Here is a 17,087-nt window from a genome sequence, read left to right as displayed (position 1 = left end):
TCGTCTGATTGATCTCGAATTCAGATCATTTTATCCATAGAATCGACTTCATCAATCAAAGCGCCTTCTCTACACTGCTGCCATTCCCGATTCACCCATTCGGGCGGGGGCCGAAGCGTGCCGGCCGCCTTAGCCATCTGAAGAGACGCCATGCAGAATTCCGCTACGCCTGTGCCCCTCGACCGTCCCGGCAGCGCCCATGCCGTCGTGGTCGGCGGCGGCACCATGGGCGCCGATGTCGCTGTGGTCCTGACGCGGGCACTGTGCCGCACCACCGTGATCGAACCTGATGCCGGGCGGGCCGCCGCGATGCCGGGACGCGTGGCCGCGAATCTGGAGGCTATCGGTCGCTCTGAAGGCGCCGACCGGCTGGCCGTGGTGCCGGATCTTGATGCTCTCGACTGGTCGACGGTGGATCTCGTGATCGAATGCATTCCCGAGCGCCTGGATCTGAAGCAGGCGCTGTTCGCGGATCTGGCTGCGCGCGCCCGGCCCGATGCCGTGCTCGCCAGCAATAGTTCCAGCTTTCCGATCAGCGCCATCGGCGATGGCCTGTCGGGGCACGGCCGCATGCTAGGCCTGCACTTCTTCATGCCGGCGCATCTGGTGCCGCTGGTGGAGGTGGTCATGGGCATCGGCAGCGATGAAGCGTGTGCCGACGCGCTGATCGCGTTTATGCGCCGCTGCGGCATGGTGCCGGTCAAGGTAAAGCAGGACCTGCCCGGTTTCCTGGCCAACCGCCTGCAGCACGCACTGTCGCGCGAGGCATTCAGCCTGATCGACCGCGGCATTGCTTCTGCTGAAGACGTGGATGCCGCCGTGCGCTTCGGTTTTGGCTTCCGCTTTCTGGCTGCGGGCCCTGTGCTGCAGCGCGACCATGCCGGCATCGACGTGCATGCGGCCGCCGGCGCTACCATGTACCCGACGTTCTGCAATGACGACCATCCCGCGCGCTGCCTCGCGGAGCGCGCCGCAGATGGCCGACACGGCATGAAGCGCGGCGAGGGCTTCTACGCGTGGACGCCCGAAACCATTGCCGCCGAACGCGCGCGTTACGACAGGCTGCTACGCGCCGGCCTTGACCTGATTGCCCCCGAACTGCCCGAGATCCAGCCATGACGCAAGCGACCCAAATTCCCAGCCAGCAACCGCTGGCCAGTTCACCGCTGATCATCACGGTGGCGCCTAACGGCGCCTACAAGCGCGCGAGCGACCACGCCGCGGTGCCGCTGACCGCCGCCGCGCTGGCGGCGGACGCCAGGGCCTGCCTGGACGCAGGCGCGGCCATGATGCACATGCATGTGCGCGACGCCGAAGGGCGCCACTCGCTCGACGTGGAAACCTACCGCGACGCACTGGCCACGGTGAAGCAGGCGGTTGGCGATGCACTGCTGGTGCAGGTCACCAGCGAGGCAGCCGGCGTGTACAAGGCCCCGCAGCAGATGGCCATGGTGCGCGAACTGCGGCCGGAAGCCGTATCCGTGGGCCTGCGCGAAATTGCAGTGCCGGAAGTCAGCGAGACCGAACTGGCGGACTTCCTCGGCTGGCTCGCGCGCGAGCGCATCATGACGCAGGTGATCCTGTATGACGCGGCCGATGTGCAGCGCTGGCAGGCCATGCGTGAGCGCGGCATGGTCCCGCCCGGAGCGTGGTCCGTACTGTATGTGCTGGGGCGTTACTCGGCGGGGCAGGTATCGTCACCGCGCGACCTGCTGCCGTTCCTGCAGGTGGCCGACAACACCTTGCCGTGGTCCATCTGCGCGTTTGGCCGCGAAGAGAATGCCTGCGTGACCGCCGCGGCAGCGTTTGGCGGCCATGTCCGCGTGGGCTTCGAGAACAATCTGTACCTGCGCGATGGCAGCCTGGCACCGGGCAATGCATCGCTGGTGGAACAGGCCGCGCACGGCGCGCTGACGCTGGGCCGCCCGCTCGCCACGGCGGCGGACGCGCGCCGTATTTACGGCGAGGTGCGCTGAGCCCAGTGCGTTCAGGCGCCGTCCGTGTAGGCGTCGGGCGTGCGTGGACCGCTGCGTGAGCCGTCAGTGTATGGATCAGGCGTACGCGGGCCACTGCGGGCGCCATCGGTGAAGACATCGCGCGGGCTGTGGATGCTGCGACTGCCGTCCAGGTAAGGGTCACGTGTCCCGGCTGCGCTCGCTGCGGTCGCCATGCCGGCGAGCGTGGCGGCCATCGCCGTGGCCATCAGGGTATGTCTGAGCAGTTGCATGGTTCTTCTCCGGTAGTGGGCCGGTCAGGGCTTGACCAACCATGCAGCCAGTCTAGGGAGCGGGGCCGCACAGCAGCATGACTGCGCCATGACAATGCCGTCATGGACCGCCGTCATGGACCGCTGCATGGGCCATGACGGGCGTATTTCGCCGACGGGTCTGCCAAACACGGTAAAATCGTGGAAATCACACCGGCGCCGCCTGGCGCCGGTCTTCTATTGCACCGCCGGGATCGGAGACATCGCGGCGGGCTTCTCACGATACTCATGCCTGAGTCTGATTCAGCCAAACTGGCCGCGATCGCCTGGATTCGCGAGCAAATGGACAACTACGCCCTGACGCTTGACGATTTGATTGCCGCTGGATGTTTTGACGGGGAACCATCCCACGGGGATCTGGAAGCTGGGGAAATGCCCGGCGCCCCCGACGTACCGGCCGTTATGGCCGCCACTGCAGCACCCCAGCCGCCTAAGAAGGGGCCGATTTACCGGAATGCGTTGGGGCAGAGTTGGGATGGGACTGGGGAATATCCGGATTGGCTGCAGCGGGCGGTGAATGCGGGGCAGTCGATTGATTTTTATCGGGTTGATTAGGGGTTCGGTGAAATGGGGGGTAGCGTTCTTGGCTGGCGCTGCTGTTTCGCCGGCTACGCCGGCGAAACAGCAGCGCCAGCCAAGAGCGACAACAACCCCTCACCCCACTAATCACGGCAAAAACGGAAACCCACTAAACGGCCCAGCAAACGTGGTAGCCGGCGAAACCATCGCCGCAGCATGCGCATAGTGCGCCAGCGCTGACACGGGCAGCTCCGGCAGGGCGCCGCTTTGCACGGGCTCGTCATCGGCGTCCTCACGGCGCTCGTGCAACTTCAGCGGCCGGCCCTCGCTATCCGGGCCAGCCATGACCCGCACGGCGCCCTCTGCGCATTGGTGTGCCGGATCAAGCGCTGCCTCGGCGCTCGCCTTGGCCGCCGCATGGCGTTCGGCTAGTGACAGGCCCGCTGCCTGCACCGCGCCGCAGGCCGGCGCGTGGGATGCGGCCCCAGCCGGGCCGGACAGCGCCAGCAACGGAAGGCACAGCAGGAAAAATCGGATCGGCAGGCGTTTCATCGGATGGCTCGGAACCAATAGGCGCGTTCGGTGTCACCGCGCATTTTACCGGCCTGTGCGACGCGGATGCGTCACCTGTAGATGACATTTTTGACATCTTTCGCCACACGTCGCCAGACTCCGCTAGCGTTATGCCCTGGCGGCGCAATGGGGCCCGCCTGAGAGGTCCTGAATGCGCATCCTGATTGTCGAAGACGAGCCGAAAGCGGGCGATTACCTGCTCAAGGGGCTGACCGAATCCGGCTTTGTGGTCGACCTTGCGCGCGACGGTGTCGACGGTCTGGCCCATGCGCGCGAGCAGCCTTATGACCTCATCGTGCTCGACGTGATGCTGCCCGGCATGGACGGCTGGAGCGTGCTGCGTGAACTGCGCCGCGAACGTGATACGCCGGTGCTGTTCCTGACCGCGCGCGATGAACTGCAGGACCGGTTGAAGGGACTGGAGCTTGGCGCCGACGACTACATGGTCAAGCCATTCGCGTTTGCCGAGCTGGTCATGCGCATCCGCACCATCCTGCGCCGCGGGCCGCTGCGCGAGAGCGAGTTCATCGAAGTCGCCGATTTGCAGATCGACGCAATCCGCCGGCGCGTGTCGCGCTCGGGCCAGAAGATCGACCTCACATCGAAGGAATTCGCGCTGCTCTACCTGCTCGCACGGCGCCGCGGCGAGGTGCTGTCGCGCTCGCTGATCGCCTCGCAGGTGTGGGACGTGAACTTCGACAGCAACACCAATGTGGTCGATGTCTCCATCCGGAGGCTACGCGCGAAGGTCGACGATCCGTTCGACCACAAGCTGATCCACACGCGGCGCGGCATGGGCTACGTGCTCGATGATGGCGAGCCCGGACTGGGCGACGCGTGATGCGGTTGCCATCGTCGCTTACCGCGCGCCTGACGCTCGCATATGGACTGGCGACTGCCGCGATCCTGGCGGGCGTTGCCGCATACCTGTCGAGCGCACTGTCGGCGCAGTTGCAGGGCCGTGACGAAAGTGAGCTGGTCAGCGAGGTGCTGCTCGTGCGCCATCTGCTGCGCGAGGTGCGCAACGAAGACGAGGTCCGCGCCGACACGCATCGCTTTGCGGACATCGCCATGGGCCATGAAGGCCTGATCCTGGTCGTGCGCACGCCGCAGGGCGATCCGTTGGTCACGCTCAATCCGCGCAACGAAGCCATTCCGCCGCTGCACGTGCTGCCGGTCACCACGCAGCCGCACAAGTCGATGCTGGAAGCCTGGCGGCCGAAGAGCGGGGCGCAGTCGCCGGCCATTGCGGCGCTTGGCCAGCTTGGCGACACCGGCCGCTCGGTCGAGATCGTGGTGCTGCGCGACGCCGGTTACCGCGTGGCGCTGATGCGCGAGTACCGTCATCGGTTGCTTGCGGCCACGCTGTGTGGTGCGGCAGTCGCGGCGGCGCTCGGCTTTGTGCTCGCACGGCGCGGGCTGCGACCGCTGCGCCGCATGGCGGCCGATGCGGCGGCGGTGACCACGAGCCGCCTTGCCACGCGTCTCGATGCCGGCAGCGCGCCGGCCGAACTGCGCGAACTGGCGCGCGAACTCAACGGCATGCTGGCGCGCCTGCAGGACAGCTTCTCGCGGCTGTCCGCGTTCTCGGCGGACCTTGCGCACGACTTCCGCACGCCCATCAGCAATCTTGTCGGCCAGACCGAAGTCACGCTCGCGCAGAGCCGCAGCGTGGCGGAGTACGAGGCATTGCTCGAATCCAATCTCGAGGAATACGAGCGCCTGTCGCGCATGATCGAAAACATGCTGTTCCTCGCGCGTGCCGACCACGCCCAGGTCGCCATGGGCGTGCGTGGGCTGGATGCGCGCGCGGAGCTCGACAAGGTAGCCGAGTATTTCGAGGCCGTGGCCGCCGACCGCAACGTGCGCCTGTCGGTGGCGGGCGATGCAAGCATCCACGCGGACCAGACGCTACTGCGTCGTGCCGTCACGAACCTGCTCGACAATGCCCTGCGCCATGCCCCTGCTGGCAGCACGGTACGCGTGGACATCGCGCGGCGCGCCGGCGAAGTTGGCGAAGCGGGCGATGGCACGTGCATCCGCGTGGTCAATGCGGGCCCGGCCATCGCCCCCGAGGTCTTGCCGCACATCTTCGGCCGCTTCTACCGTGCCGATCCGTCGCGGCGCAATTCCGCGGCATCCACGGGGCTGGGACTGGCCATCGTCGATTCCATCATGCGCCTGCACGGCGGGCGGGCGCTCGTCAGCAGCAGCGACGGCGAGACCGTGTTTTCGCTGCTGTTCCCCGCTGGTGGCGACCCGCGTCCCCACGCAGTCGCCTGAATCCATGGCGGCTTGCCAAGTCGCCGTACGAGGCCTATCTTGCGGGCATCCCGGTCCGTTGCGGCCGGGGCCAACTTGGTCGTTCCATCTCTTGCAAGGAGCAGGACATGCAGGTGCAACCTTATCTGGACTTTGGCGGTCGCTTCGACGAAGCGGTGGCGTTCTACGGCAAGGCGGTCGGCGCCACGGTGACCTTCGTTATGCGGTACAAGGACGCTCCCCCCGACCAGCCGGTGGATCCGGCATGGCGGGAAAAGGTCATGCACGCCAACATCCAGATCGGCGAGACCCAGATCATGGCGTCCGACGGCAGGCCGGGCATTCCGGCGCCCGCATTTTCAGGATTCAGCCTGTCGGTCGGTGCGGTTAGCGAGGCCGAAGGCGCGCAGATTTTCCAGGCGCTGTCGGAAGGCGGACAGGTGGTGCTGCCTTACCAGAAGACCTTCTGGGCTGCCGGTTTCGGCATGCTAGTGGATCGATTCGGCATGAGCTGGATGGTGAATTGCGAGCATTGAGTCGTTGCCGATGCCGGATCATTGATGGCCGGCTCCGCTCTCTCGCTTCAGGGAGAGTGGAGAAGCGAGCGGACTAGACGCGTCCCCCCACCGCGGCCACGCTGGCCACGAGCGCCGCGATCTTCTCATCCTCGCCGGATTCCCTTCGCCACATCACGCCCACCGGCGGCAAGTCCCAGCTCAGCGGATGCGGCAGCATCGTCGCGCCCTCGGCTTCGACCAGTTCGGCGGCAACGCCTCTGGGCACGATGGTGATGGCGCCCAGATGGCTACGCATCACGGTAGCCATGGTCTTGATCGAGTACGTTTCGACGATTGGCGTGGGCTGGGCCACGCCGGCCACCGCGAACATGGTGTTGATGGTGCGCCGGATCGGCGTATTGGGCGGCGGCAGGATCCAGTCGCGCTCGGCCAGCCGGCCCCAGTCCAGGGCGCTGCCTGACAGCCGCGTCGCCACCTTGCTTGGCACGACCAGCACCGGCTCTTCGCGGTAGAGCGGCCGTTGCGCGATGTCTTCGCCGGGCACGTAAAACGTACGCGCGATTACGCAGTCGAGTTCGTGGGCACGCAGCGCGGCCACCAGTTCATCCGTGGTGCCTTCGCGCACCAGCACCGAGATGCGAGGCGAGCGCCCCAGCCCGAACGTGCAGGCGGCATCGAGCACTGGCCGCGCGATGTACGGGATCACGCCAAGGCGCAGGCGTCCGGACAACCCGGCCTCGATTACGGCCAGTTCGCGGCTAAGCGCGTCCGCGTCGGCCAGCGCCAGGCGCGCGTGCGCGAGCACGCTCAGGCCGGTTGGGGTCGGCTCAAGCCCTTGCCGCGTACGCGTGAACAGCGGCACCGTGAAGATGTCTTCGATTTCGCGCAGCATCTTGGTGACAGCGGGCTGCGACAGGTTCATTTCCGCGGCGACGCGCGATACCGACCGCTGCTGTTCCAGCGCCAGCAGCAGCGGCATGTGCCGCAGGCGCAGCCGCGATATGACGCGATGGACCAGTTTGTCGGAAGCAATGGACATAGGGGGCAGGGGCGCAGCGAAGTCGTATAACCAATCGGTAATGCAATGATAACCAAAGACGTCATTGCGGTTATTTCATGCTCCTATACTGGCTTGAACCTTTGGAGCCCTATTCATGTTCACTACCCGCCCGGAAATCGTCGGCACTTTTGGCGTGGCGGCCTCGACCCACTGGCTGGCCACGCAGACAGCGATGGGCGTGCTGGAGCGGGGCGGCAATGCCTTCGACGCCGCTGCTGCGGCCGGCTTTGTGCTGCAAGTGGTGGAGCCGCACCTGAACGGTCCCGGTGGCGAAGTGCCGATCCTGTACTGGAGCGAACGCGAGCGCCGCGTACGTTCGGTCTGCGGGCAGGGCGCCGCGCCGGCGCTGGCGGATCCGGCGCAGTTGCGCGCCATGGGGCTTGAGATGATGCCCGGCATCGGCCTGATGCCGGCCACGGTGCCGGGCGCCTTTGGGGCCTGGCTGACCATGCTGCGCGAGCACGGCACGTGGTCGCTCGCTGACGTGCTGGCGCCGGCCATCGGGTATGCGCGTGACGGATTTCCGCTGGTGCCCCGCATCTCTCGCGCGATTCTGGCCGTGCAGGCGCTGTTCCGCGATGAATGGCATAGCTCTGCAGAGACCTGGCTGCCGGGCGGCAAGGTGCCGCGCCCGGGCAGCCTGCACACGCTGCCGGTGCTGGCGGCCACCTACACGCGCATCGTCGAGGAAGCGCAACAGCGCAGCCAGACGCGCGAAGGACAGATCGACGCTGCCATGGACTGCTGGTACCGAGGCTTCGTGGCCCGCGAGATCGACAACTATTGCCGCAACACGCCAGTGCGGGACACCACCGGCGACAAGCATGCGGGCCTGCTTCGCTACGAGGACATGGCCGCATGGCAGCCCGACGTGGAAGCGCCCGTGACGCTTGACTTCGGCCGCTACACCGTTGCCAAGTGCGATATCTGGAGCCAGGGCCCGGTGTTCCTGCAGCAGCTCGGCATGCTGCGGCAAGCGCAACTCGAACAGCACGCGCCGGACTCGGCGGAATTCGTGCACCGCATTGCCGAGGCTTGCAAGCTGGCCATGGCGGACCGGCTCGCGTGGTACGGCGACCCCCGCTTCGACGCCAGCCCGCTTGCCGCGCTGCTCGATGGCGATTATCTGGCCGGCCGTGCGCAGCGCATCGGCGAACGCGCCTCGCGCGCGATCGACGCCGGCATGCCGGGCGGCGCGACGCCGCGGCTGCCCGACCTGGAAGCGGCGGTGCGCACGCTGCAGCGCGCCGATGTGCGCTTCGGCGTCGGCGAGCCGACGTTTGCCGAACTGCCGCCGGTGTCCGAATGGGCGGAGCGCGAACTGTTCGTCGGCGATACCTGCCATGTGGACGTGATCGACCGGCACGGCAATATGGTGGCCGCCACGCCGTCCGGCGGCTGGCTGTCGTCGAGCCCGACCATCCCGGCGCTGGGCTTCGCGCTCAACACGCGCCTGCAGATGACGTGGCTCGAGCCGGGCCTGCCGAATTCGCTCGAACCGGGCAAGCGCCCGTGCACGACGCTGTCGCCTTCGCTCGCGCTGCGCGATGGCGAACCGTACATGGTGTTCGGCACGCCCGGCGGCGACCAGCAGGACCAGTGGTCGCTCGCGTTTTTCCTGCGCCATGCGGTGCATGGCATGAACCTGCAGGAGGCCATCGATGCGCCCGCCTGGCATATCGACCATTTCCCGGGCTCGTTCTGGCCGCGCCAGACCGTGCTCAACCGGATCACGATGGAATCCCGCTTCCCCGAGGCCACCCTTGCCGCATTGCGCGATCGCGGCCATGACGTCCGCGTGGGCGATCCATGGTCCGAAGGGCGCATGTCTGCGTGCACGCGCGAGCGCGACGCGCACGGGCGGCTGGTGCTGCGGGCCGGTGCCAATGCACGCGGCATGCAGGGCTATGCCGTCGGGCGCTGAATCCGGTCATTCATCAACAGAAAAGGGCGCGGGCAGCTGCACGTTGGCTCGCGCGCGATTGAGGATTGAGGAGAGCAAGACCATGAAATCCATTGTGAAACGACTGCTGTGCGGTGTTGCCGCGCTGGCGCTATGCGCCACCGCGCATGCCGCAGATCCCTATCCGCAGAAGCCCGTGACGCTGATCGTCCCGTGGGCCGCGGGCGGCTCGACCGACATCCTGGCTCGGGTGCTGTCCGAGCACCTGACGCGCTCCCTCGGCCAGCCGGTCATCGTCGACAACAAGCCGGGCGCGTCGGGCAATATCGGCTCCGCGATGGTGGCGCGCGCCAAGCCGGATGGCTACACGCTGCTGGTCGGCTCGATGAGCACGCATGCCATGAACCCTGCGCTGATGGCCAATATGCCGTTCCGCGGCGTCGAGGATTTCACGCCGCTCGGCCTGCTCGCCTATGTGACCAACACGATGGTGGTGCATCCGTCGGTGCCCGCGAAAAACGTGAAGGAACTGATTGCTTACGCTAAGGCCAACCCCGGCAAGCTGGCCTATGCGAGCGCGGGCCCGGGCTCGACCAATCACCTGAGCGCGGTGCTGTTCGAGCGCATGGCCGGCGTGCAGATGCTCCACGTGCCGTACAAGGGCGGCGCTCCGGCCGTCGTCGACACCGTTGCGGGCCAGACGCAATTGCTGTTCTCGGCCGGCACCCAGACGCTGCCGCACGTAAAGGCCGGCAAGCTGCGGTTGCTGGCGGTTACGGAGGCGAAGCGCTCGCCGCTGCTGCCCGACACCCCGACGGTCGCCGAAACTGTGCCGGGCTATGAACTGGCTGTCTGGTATGGCGCGTTCGGCCCGAAGGGCATGCCCGCCGAGCTGGTCGCGCGCCTGAACCGCGAAATCAACGCAGTGATGTCGCTGCCCGAGGTCAAGAGCAAGATGAATGCGATCGGCGTAGAGACCGCTACATCCACGCCGCAGCAGTTCGGCACCATCCTGCGCAAGGATGCGGACCGTTACGGCAAGCTCATCCGCGAACTCGGCATCCAGGCGGAATGATGAGCGCTGCCATTGACCACATTGCAGAGGTGCTCGTCGCCACCAATGGACTGTGCGATGACCTGGAGCGTGCGGCCAGCCCGCTGGAAACGCTCGATGCGGTAGGCCAGGCCACGCTACGGCTGCTGGGGCCAGGCCTGCTGACGATCAATGCATGGCATGCGGGCACGGCGGAAATCGAGCGGATCTGGTCGTCGAATCCCGCCGCCTATCCGCCGGGTGGTAAGAAGTCCAAGCCCGACAGCCCGTGGCGGCGGCAATTGCTCGAAGCCGGAGAAGTGTTCGTAGGCGAGGGCGATGCTGCGCTGGCGGCTGTCTTCGACGACGTCGCACTGATCCGCTCGCTCGGCTGCACGGCCGTCGTCAACGTGCCCATGTGCAGGGCCGGGCGCGTCTTCGGCACGTTCAACTACCTGTCCGATCGGGCTGCCTGGGACGCGCGCGAAATCGCTACGCTGCGCGTCCTGGCCAATCTGGCATTACCGGCGGTTCGCGCCTAGCGCAGGGGCTCCTGCGCAAGCGCCTCGCGCACGTCCTCACCGGGAGCCATCGGCTCATCGCGCCGGTGCGCGAGCCGGTACAACACCGGCAACACCAGCAGCGTGAGCGCTGTCGACGACACGATCCCACCAATCACCACCGTCGCCAGCGGCCGCTGCACCTCCGCGCCCGTGCCTGTGGCGATTGCCATCGGGATAAAGCCAAGGGACGCCACCAGCGCCGTCATCAGCACCGGCCGCAGCCGGCTCAGCGCACCGGTCTGCACGGCGTCGTCGAGTGCGAGTCCTTCTTCGCGCAGGCTGCGGATGAATGACAGCATCACCAGTCCGTTGAGCACCGCCACACCTGACAGCGCAATGAAGCCGACCGCTGCCGAGATCGACAGCGGAATGCCGCGTAGCCACAGCGCCAGAATGCCGCCCGTGAGCGCGAACGGAATGCCGGTGAACACGAGCAAGCCGTCCTTCAGGTTGCCGAACATCGCGAACAGCAGCACGAATACCATCAGCAGCGCGAGCGGCACCACGATCTGCAGACGGTCGGTGGCCGACTGCAACTGCTCGAATGTGCCGCCCCACGCGATCCAGTAGCCAGTGGGAATCGTCACGCGTTCGGCGATGGCTGACTGTGCCTCGGGCACGAAGCTGCCGACATCGCGCCCGCGCACGTTGGCGCTGATCACGATGCGGCGCTTGCCGTTCTCGCGAGAGACCTGGTTGGGTCCCGGCGCAATGTCGAGCGTGGCGATCTCGCCCAGCGGGATGTAACTGGTGCGTGGCGCGGTGTCGCTCGATGTCGTACGCACGCCATTGGCTGCGGCGGGGCGGCGGGCATCGGGCGGCAAGGGGATCGGCAGGCGGCGCAATGCATCCACGTCCGCACGGACATCTTCGGGCAGGCGCACGGCGATGCGGAAGCGGCGGTCGCCTTCGAACAGCGTGCCGGCATCGCGACCGCCGATGGCAATGGCGACGGTGTCCTGTACGTCCGTCATGTTCAGACCGTACCGTGCCGCGCGTGCGCGATCGATGGCGACGGTCAGCACAGGCAGGCCCGTCGTCTGCTCCACCTTGACCTCCGCGGCGCCCGGCACCGACTGCAGCGCGGACGCAATCTTCTGCGCCGTGGCTTCGAGCATCGCGTTGTCGTCGCCGAACAGCTTGACCGCGACATCGCTTCGTACGCCCGAGATCAGCTCGTTGAAGCGAAGCTGGATGGGCTGCGAGAACTCATAGCGGTTGCCGGGGATCTTCTCGAGTTCCGCTTGCATCTGGACAAGCAGTTCGTCGCGTGTCTTGCGCGGGTCCGGCCATTCGCCGCGCGGCCGCAGCATGATGTAGGCATCCGATGCATTGGGCGGCATCGGATCGGCGGCGATCTCTGCAGTGCCCGTGCGCGAGAACACGCGTTCGATCTCAGGGAATTTCTCTTTGAGTCGCGTTTCGATCTGCTGTTGCATGGCCACCGACTGGCTCAGGCTCGTGCCCGGTATGCGCAGCGCCTGCACGGCGATGTCGCCTTCATTGAGGTTCGGGATGAACTCGCTGCCGAGCCGCGTTGAGACCAGTCCGCTCAGCACCACCGCGACCGCGGCAAAGGTCAGCACCACCGGCGTATTCGCTACGGAACGGGCCAGTGCCGGCGCATACAGCTTGCGGGCCCACTCCATCAGGCGGTTTTCCTTCTCCGCGACACGGTCGCCGATGAACAGGGCCACGGCTGCGGGAACGAAGGTCACCGACAGCAACATCGCGCCGGCAAGTGCCAGTACTACTGTGATCGCCATCGGATGGAACATCTTGCCTTCGACGCCGGACAGCGCAAGGATCGGCACGTAGACGATCATGATGATCAGCTGCCCGAACACCAGCGGACGGCGGGCTTCGCGGGCGGCCGCAAACACCTCGTGCAGGCGTTCGCTGCGCGTGAGCGGCCGGCCGTGGTGCTGCTGCGCATGGGCAAGGCGCCGCACGCAGTTTTCGACGATGACCACCGCACCGTCGACGATGATGCCGAAGTCCAGCGCACCCAGGCTCATCAGGTTCGCGCTGATGCGGTACGTGGCCATGCCGGTGAACGTGAACAGCATCGACAGCGGGATCACCAGTGCGGTGATGACCGCCGCGCGGATGTTGCCGAGGAACAGGAACAGCACTGCCACGACCAGGGCCGCGCCTTCGAGCAGGTTTTTCTTCACCGTGGCGATGGCCTTGTCGACCAGTATGGTTCGGTCGTACACGGTCACCGCGCGTACGCCCTCGGGGAGCGTGCGGTTGATCTCGGCCATGCGGACGTCTACCGCCCGCGACACCGCGCGGCTGTTCTCGCCGATCAGCATGAAGACCGTGCCGAGCACCACTTCGCGGCCATTGTCAGTGGCCGCGCCGGTGCGCAGCTCACGGCCGACGCCCACTTCGGCCAGATCGCGGATGCGGATGGGTTGGCCCTGCGCGGTGCCGACGATCACGTCGCGGATATCGTCCATGGAGGTGACCTGTCCCGGTGCGCGCACCAGATACTGCTCCCCGCGCCGTTCGATATAGCCCGCGCCTACGTTGCTGTTGTTTTTCTCCAATGCCAGCACCACATCCTGCAGGCTCAAGCCATAGGAGGCCATGCGTTCGGGACTTGGTGCGACCAGGTACTCGCGCGCAAAGCCGCCGATGGTGTTGATCTCCGTCACACCCGCGACGGTGCGCAGTTGCGGCTTGATGATCCAGTCCTGGATCTCGCGCAGGTCGGTTGGCGTGTAGCGCGTGCCGTCAGGCTTGCGCGCGCTGTCTTCGGCTTCGACGGTCCACAGGTAGATTTCGCCGAGACCGGTCGAGATCGGGCCGAGCTGCGGTGTCATGCCTTCGGGCAGCTTTTCGCGTGCTTCCTGCACGCGCTGGTTGACAAGCTGGCGCGCGAAGTAGATGTCGGTGCCGTCCTTGAAGATCACGGTGACCTGCGACAGCCCATAGCGCGACAGCGAGCGTGTCTGCTCCAGACCGGGCAGGCCCGCCATGGCGGTCTCGATCGGGTAGGTGACGCGCTGCTCGGTTTCCAGCGGCGAATAGCCGGGCGCCTCGGTATTGATCTGCACCTGCACATTGGTGATGTCGGGCACGGCGTCGATCGGCAGGCGGCTGTAGCTGTAGAGGCCCAGCAGCGCTATGCCAAGCACTGCCAGCAGGACCAGCCAGCGCTGCTCGATGGCAAAGCGGATGATGCGTTCGAACATGGTCAGCTCCTGCGGATCAGTGGGCGTGCTCGGCGTCGGCCTTGCCTTGCTCGGCCTTCAGCACGAAACTGTTGCGCGCGACGTAGCGTGCGCCTGGCTCCAGCCCCTTGACGATCTCGATCCGTTTGCCGTCGCTGCGTCCCGTGGCGACCGGGCGCGCCTCAAAGCCGCCGGGGACCTCGACATAGACCATTGGCTGGCTGCGTTCAGTCTGCACGGCTTCGCTTTCGACGACGACGGGGACTTCGGTTCCCTGTCCGGCCACGCTGACCGTAACGAAGAGGCCGGGGCGCCATGCCATGTCCGGGTTCGACAGCGTTACGCGCGCGGTCGCGGTGCGTGTCTGCTGGCCGAGCAGCGAGCCCACGTAGGACACGGTGCCCGTGGCAGTGCCGTCGAACGCGGTGGAAGCGATGCTGACTTTCTCGCCGAGCCGTACCTGGCTCAGGTCCTTCGGCGCGATCACGAACTCAGCCCACACGGTGGCGAGATCGGAAATCGTAAAGACGGTCGTGTCCGCCGCTACCGCTTCGCCGAGTGCGAGGTGCTTTTCGACGACGATGCCGTCGAACGGCGCGCGCAACTCGAACTTGTTGAGTCCGGCCGACGCCGGCCGGGCGCCGATTGCGGTGAGCTTCTGGGTCGCGTTCTGCACGGCGATTTCGGCTTCCTGCAGCGCGGTGCGCGCGGCCAGAAAATCCTGTTCGGCCGAGATCTTGTCCTCCCACAGGCGCTTCTCGCGCGTATAGGTCGTGCGGGCGAGTTCCAGCCGCTTCTGCGCAGCCAGCAGTTCGCTGCGCTGATCCGAAAGCTGTGTACTGGCCAGTACCGCAAGCAGTTCTCCCTTCTTCACGCGCTGGCCCAGCACGGCCGGCACGGACTCCGCTACGCCGGCCACGCGCGGCACGACGTGGGCGGTGCGGTCTTCATTGAAGCGGATTTCGCCGGGAAACTGCACGGCGGCCTGCACGCGGCCGGGGCCGGCTGTGTGCAATTCCAGTCCGGCGTTGCGGATCTGCTCGGGCGTCATGGCGATGCGGTCGGCGGCATGCGCGTCTTTGGCCGATGCGGTGGCCTTGTCTTCCTTTCCACTTTCGTTGCTGCGCGGCTCCGCGGCGTGTTCGCCGTGATCGTGGTCGTCGCCGGGACCACGGCCGCTGAAGAGTAGTGCGGCGCCAGCCAGCACGCCACCGCCGATGATGGCAACGATCGCGTTGCGTTGGGTCTTGGTGATTGCCATGGGAATCCTTGGTAGCCGCTCAGCGGCCGAGCATGCGGTCGATGGTCGTGGCGGCCTGGTAGGTCGCGGCCACGGCCCCGAGATAGCGCACGCGTGCCTGCAGCAGCGTGCGCTGGGCGTCCAGCACTTCGAGATAGGCGAACTTGCCAGCTTCGAATCCTTGCGACGCGGCCTGGTACGCACGCTGCGCGGCAGGCAGCACGGTCTGGCGTAAGGTCAGCGCGCTATTGCGAGACAGCGCGAGCTGGTTCGAGGCCTGGCGCAGGTCACTGGCCAGCCGTACGCGCGTGGCGCGCGATTCGTCGGCGGCCTTGTCGGCCTGCCGGATCGCCGTGTACAGGTTGCCCTGGTTGCGGTCGAACAGCGGCAATGGAAGCGAGACGCCGAGCACCGGGTAGTACCCGCGGTCCGACGAATATTCGCGCTTGGCGCCGACACTCACGGTCACGTCGGGGTACTGGCGGCTGCGTTCTACGTTGACTATCGCCTGGCGCCGTGCCATTTCGCTCTGGCTCGCGCGCATCTCCGGGGCGGTATCGAGCGCTTCATCGAGGACATTGGGCAGGGGCCGCGACGGCAGTGCCTCCAGGTCGCCGCTTGCCGACGCAAACACCGGCAGCTGGCTGCCCCACTGGGCGGCCAGCTGCTGGCGGGCCGCGTCGAGCGTGGCGCGCGCCTCGGCCAGTTCGAGTTCGGCATTGGCCTGTTCGACCTCGGCGCGGGTCTGCTCCACGGGCGAGACCTTGCCGGCCGCCACGCGCCTTGCCGCGGCCTGCGTGCCGCGCGTGGCGATGCCGACCGAACTCTCGGCCAGGCTGACACGTTCTTGCGCCACCAGCACCTGGAAAAACGCGCCAATCACGGCGGCGCGCAGGTCCGACTCGGCATTGCCGAGCTGTGCACTGGCGAGCTCGCGCGCCTTCTGCGCGGCGTCGATGCGAGCGGAGCGTTTGCCGCCGAGTTCGATCGGCACGCTCACTTGCGCGGTGGTCGTACGCGATGCGCGCCGCGTGTCTTCCATCTCATAGCCGACGGACGGATTGGGGATCGTGCGCGCTTGCGTGATGCCGCCTTCGGTGGCATCGAGCTCCCGTCGGGCAGCCGAAAGGGTGGGGCTGCGGGCGACGGCAAGCGCCAGCGCGGTATCGAGAGTCAGCACGCCCTGCGTCTCCGAGGCGTCGTGTGGTTGTGCAGGGCGCTGGTCCTGCAAGACGGGCGGCATGGCCGCATCGGTGGCGGCATGCGCAACGGGGCCGAGCAAGACGACAGCCAGCCCCAGCGGTATCACTACATGTTTCATCGGGTATCACCGGATCGAAGACCAGGAACACTGGCGAGACCGCGTCAGAAGCGCGTGCGCGCCCCGACGGCAATCACGCCGCGAGATCCGTCGATCCGGGACGCCGTAACCTGTCCGCTCAGGACAGGCGTGGCAAAGGAAGGGAGTAGGCCATGGCCCCGAACCGGCGGATTACGCCAGGGGCAGCCACTGGGGGCGATCCGGTGTGCGCGCGGTCACTGACGCGTAGTGCACGGGCAGCACGCGGTAGCGCACGGTGATGAAGTGATAGGACGCGGGTTGCGTCTCGGCCGGCAGCATGACCTGCGAGCCAGCGAAGTGGCAGACGGCGCAATCGACATCGGGCAGCTTGGTGCCGGACTTGCCGTGGGCGGCGCCGGCCTCATGCTCATGCGTGTGGTGGCCGAAGTGCCAGACTGGCGCGGCGCCGGTTTCCTGCTGGCGCTGTTGCTCGCGCCCATGCTCGCAGTACGCAGCCGCACTCGCCCAGGTGAACTGGAGCGGCAGCATGACGGCGAAGAGAAGGATCAGCAGGCGGCGCATGGCGGGGATTATAGCGGCGCGCCTCGGCTGGCTGGCAAGCGTACCGTGCGTCACCCTGACGCAGGCACGGTCTTCCCGGCGTGAGGCTTGACTCTGTAGCGGCT

At 66.7% G+C, this 17,087-nt stretch carries 16 protein-coding genes; 9 read left to right on the top strand and 7 right to left on the bottom strand.

Going from position 1 to position 17,087, the window contains the following annotated elements:
- Positions 1-150: 150 nt before the first annotated feature.
- Both K2O51_RS01570 and K2O51_RS01565 read left to right on the top strand, forming a co-directional pair.
- Entirely contained in the window at positions 151-1,119 is a 969-nt protein-coding gene (locus K2O51_RS01570; protein WP_140951309.1) for a 3-hydroxyacyl-CoA dehydrogenase family protein, read from the top strand.
- Positions 1,116-1,976: a beta-keto acid cleavage family enzyme gene (locus K2O51_RS01565; RefSeq protein ID WP_011300080.1), complete on the top strand. Its 861-nt coding sequence runs from the start codon at positions 1,116-1,118 to the stop codon at positions 1,974-1,976. Before K2O51_RS01570 ends, K2O51_RS01565 begins: the two co-directional genes overlap by 4 nt.
- A gap of 11 nt (positions 1,977-1,987) precedes the next feature.
- On the opposite strand, the gene K2O51_RS01560 is transcribed toward K2O51_RS01565, so the two are convergent.
- Positions 1,988-2,227, bottom strand: coding sequence for a hypothetical protein (locus K2O51_RS01560; protein WP_011300081.1), 240 nt, complete (start codon positions 2,225-2,227; stop codon positions 1,988-1,990).
- A gap of 267 nt (positions 2,228-2,494) precedes the next feature.
- On the opposite strand from K2O51_RS01560, the gene K2O51_RS01555 reads away from it, so the two are divergent.
- Complete coding sequence (locus K2O51_RS01555; RefSeq protein WP_220630395.1) at positions 2,495-2,821, top strand: H-NS family nucleoid-associated regulatory protein; 327 nt, start codon at positions 2,495-2,497, stop codon at positions 2,819-2,821.
- A 111-nt stretch (positions 2,822-2,932) separates the two neighbouring features.
- Here the strand turns inward: K2O51_RS01555 and K2O51_RS01550 are convergent, their stop codons facing one another.
- Positions 2,933-3,337, bottom strand: coding sequence for a hypothetical protein (locus K2O51_RS01550; RefSeq protein ID WP_011300083.1), 405 nt, complete (start codon positions 3,335-3,337; stop codon positions 2,933-2,935).
- Between the two features lie 172 nt (positions 3,338-3,509).
- Between K2O51_RS01550 and K2O51_RS01545 the strand changes: the two genes are divergently transcribed.
- The 3 genes from K2O51_RS01545 (at position 3,510) to K2O51_RS01535 (ending at position 6,156) form a co-directional block, all read left to right on the top strand.
- Complete coding sequence (locus tag K2O51_RS01545) at positions 3,510-4,199, top strand: heavy metal response regulator transcription factor (protein ID WP_011300084.1); 690 nt, start codon at positions 3,510-3,512, stop codon at positions 4,197-4,199.
- Positions 4,199-5,641: a heavy metal sensor histidine kinase gene (locus K2O51_RS01540; RefSeq protein ID WP_011300085.1), complete on the top strand. Its 1,443-nt coding sequence runs from the start codon at positions 4,199-4,201 to the stop codon at positions 5,639-5,641. The genes K2O51_RS01545 and K2O51_RS01540 overlap by 1 nt, the downstream gene beginning before the upstream one ends.
- A gap of 107 nt (positions 5,642-5,748) precedes the next feature.
- Entirely contained in the window at positions 5,749-6,156 is a 408-nt protein-coding gene (locus K2O51_RS01535) for a VOC family protein (protein WP_011300086.1), read from the top strand.
- Between the two features lie 73 nt (positions 6,157-6,229).
- Here the strand turns inward: K2O51_RS01535 and K2O51_RS01530 are convergent, their stop codons facing one another.
- Entirely contained in the window at positions 6,230-7,177 is a 948-nt protein-coding gene (locus tag K2O51_RS01530) for a LysR family transcriptional regulator (RefSeq protein ID WP_011300087.1), read from the bottom strand.
- A 115-nt stretch (positions 7,178-7,292) separates the two neighbouring features.
- Here K2O51_RS01530 and K2O51_RS01525 point away from each other — a divergent pair, with 115 nt between their 5' ends.
- The 3 genes from K2O51_RS01525 to K2O51_RS01515 all read left to right on the top strand — a co-directional run bounded on the left by K2O51_RS01525 (position 7,293) and on the right by K2O51_RS01515 (position 10,676).
- Positions 7,293-9,122, top strand: a complete 1,830-nt coding sequence (locus K2O51_RS01525) for a gamma-glutamyltransferase family protein (protein WP_220630394.1) — start codon at positions 7,293-7,295, stop codon at positions 9,120-9,122.
- A gap of 82 nt (positions 9,123-9,204) precedes the next feature.
- On the top strand, positions 9,205-10,176 hold the full coding sequence (locus K2O51_RS01520) for a Bug family tripartite tricarboxylate transporter substrate binding protein (RefSeq protein ID WP_041680158.1): 972 nt from the start codon (positions 9,205-9,207) through the stop codon (positions 10,174-10,176).
- Positions 10,173-10,676: a GAF domain-containing protein gene (locus K2O51_RS01515; protein WP_140953339.1), complete on the top strand. Its 504-nt coding sequence runs from the start codon at positions 10,173-10,175 to the stop codon at positions 10,674-10,676. Before K2O51_RS01520 ends, K2O51_RS01515 begins: the two co-directional genes overlap by 4 nt.
- On the opposite strand, the gene K2O51_RS01510 is transcribed toward K2O51_RS01515, so the two are convergent.
- From K2O51_RS01510 to czcI, 4 genes are all read right to left on the bottom strand, one after another.
- The gene (locus K2O51_RS01510; RefSeq protein WP_220630393.1) at positions 10,673-13,900 is read right to left on the bottom strand and encodes a CusA/CzcA family heavy metal efflux RND transporter; all 3,228 of its coding nucleotides are present in this window, start codon (positions 13,898-13,900) and stop codon (positions 10,673-10,675) included. The two genes, K2O51_RS01515 and K2O51_RS01510, sit on opposite strands and share 4 nt — an antisense overlap.
- Before the next feature lie 16 nt (positions 13,901-13,916).
- Positions 13,917-15,140, bottom strand: a complete 1,224-nt coding sequence (locus K2O51_RS01505; RefSeq protein ID WP_220630392.1) for an efflux RND transporter periplasmic adaptor subunit — start codon at positions 15,138-15,140, stop codon at positions 13,917-13,919.
- Positions 15,141-15,159: 19 nt separating this feature from the next.
- Positions 15,160-16,440, bottom strand: a complete 1,281-nt coding sequence (locus K2O51_RS01500) for a TolC family protein (RefSeq protein WP_220630391.1) — start codon at positions 16,438-16,440, stop codon at positions 15,160-15,162.
- Between the two features lie 171 nt (positions 16,441-16,611).
- Positions 16,612-16,983, bottom strand: coding sequence for a cation efflux protein, CzcI family (gene czcI / locus K2O51_RS01495; RefSeq protein WP_220630390.1), 372 nt, complete (start codon positions 16,981-16,983; stop codon positions 16,612-16,614).
- Between the last annotated feature and the right edge of the window lie 104 nt (positions 16,984-17,087).

The sequence above is a fragment of the Cupriavidus pinatubonensis genome (assembly GCF_019602855.1).
Lineage (GTDB): Bacteria > Pseudomonadota > Gammaproteobacteria > Burkholderiales > Burkholderiaceae > Cupriavidus > Cupriavidus pinatubonensis.
Note: the sequence above shows the minus strand (reverse complement) of the source record. Positions and strands in the feature narration are given on the sequence as shown.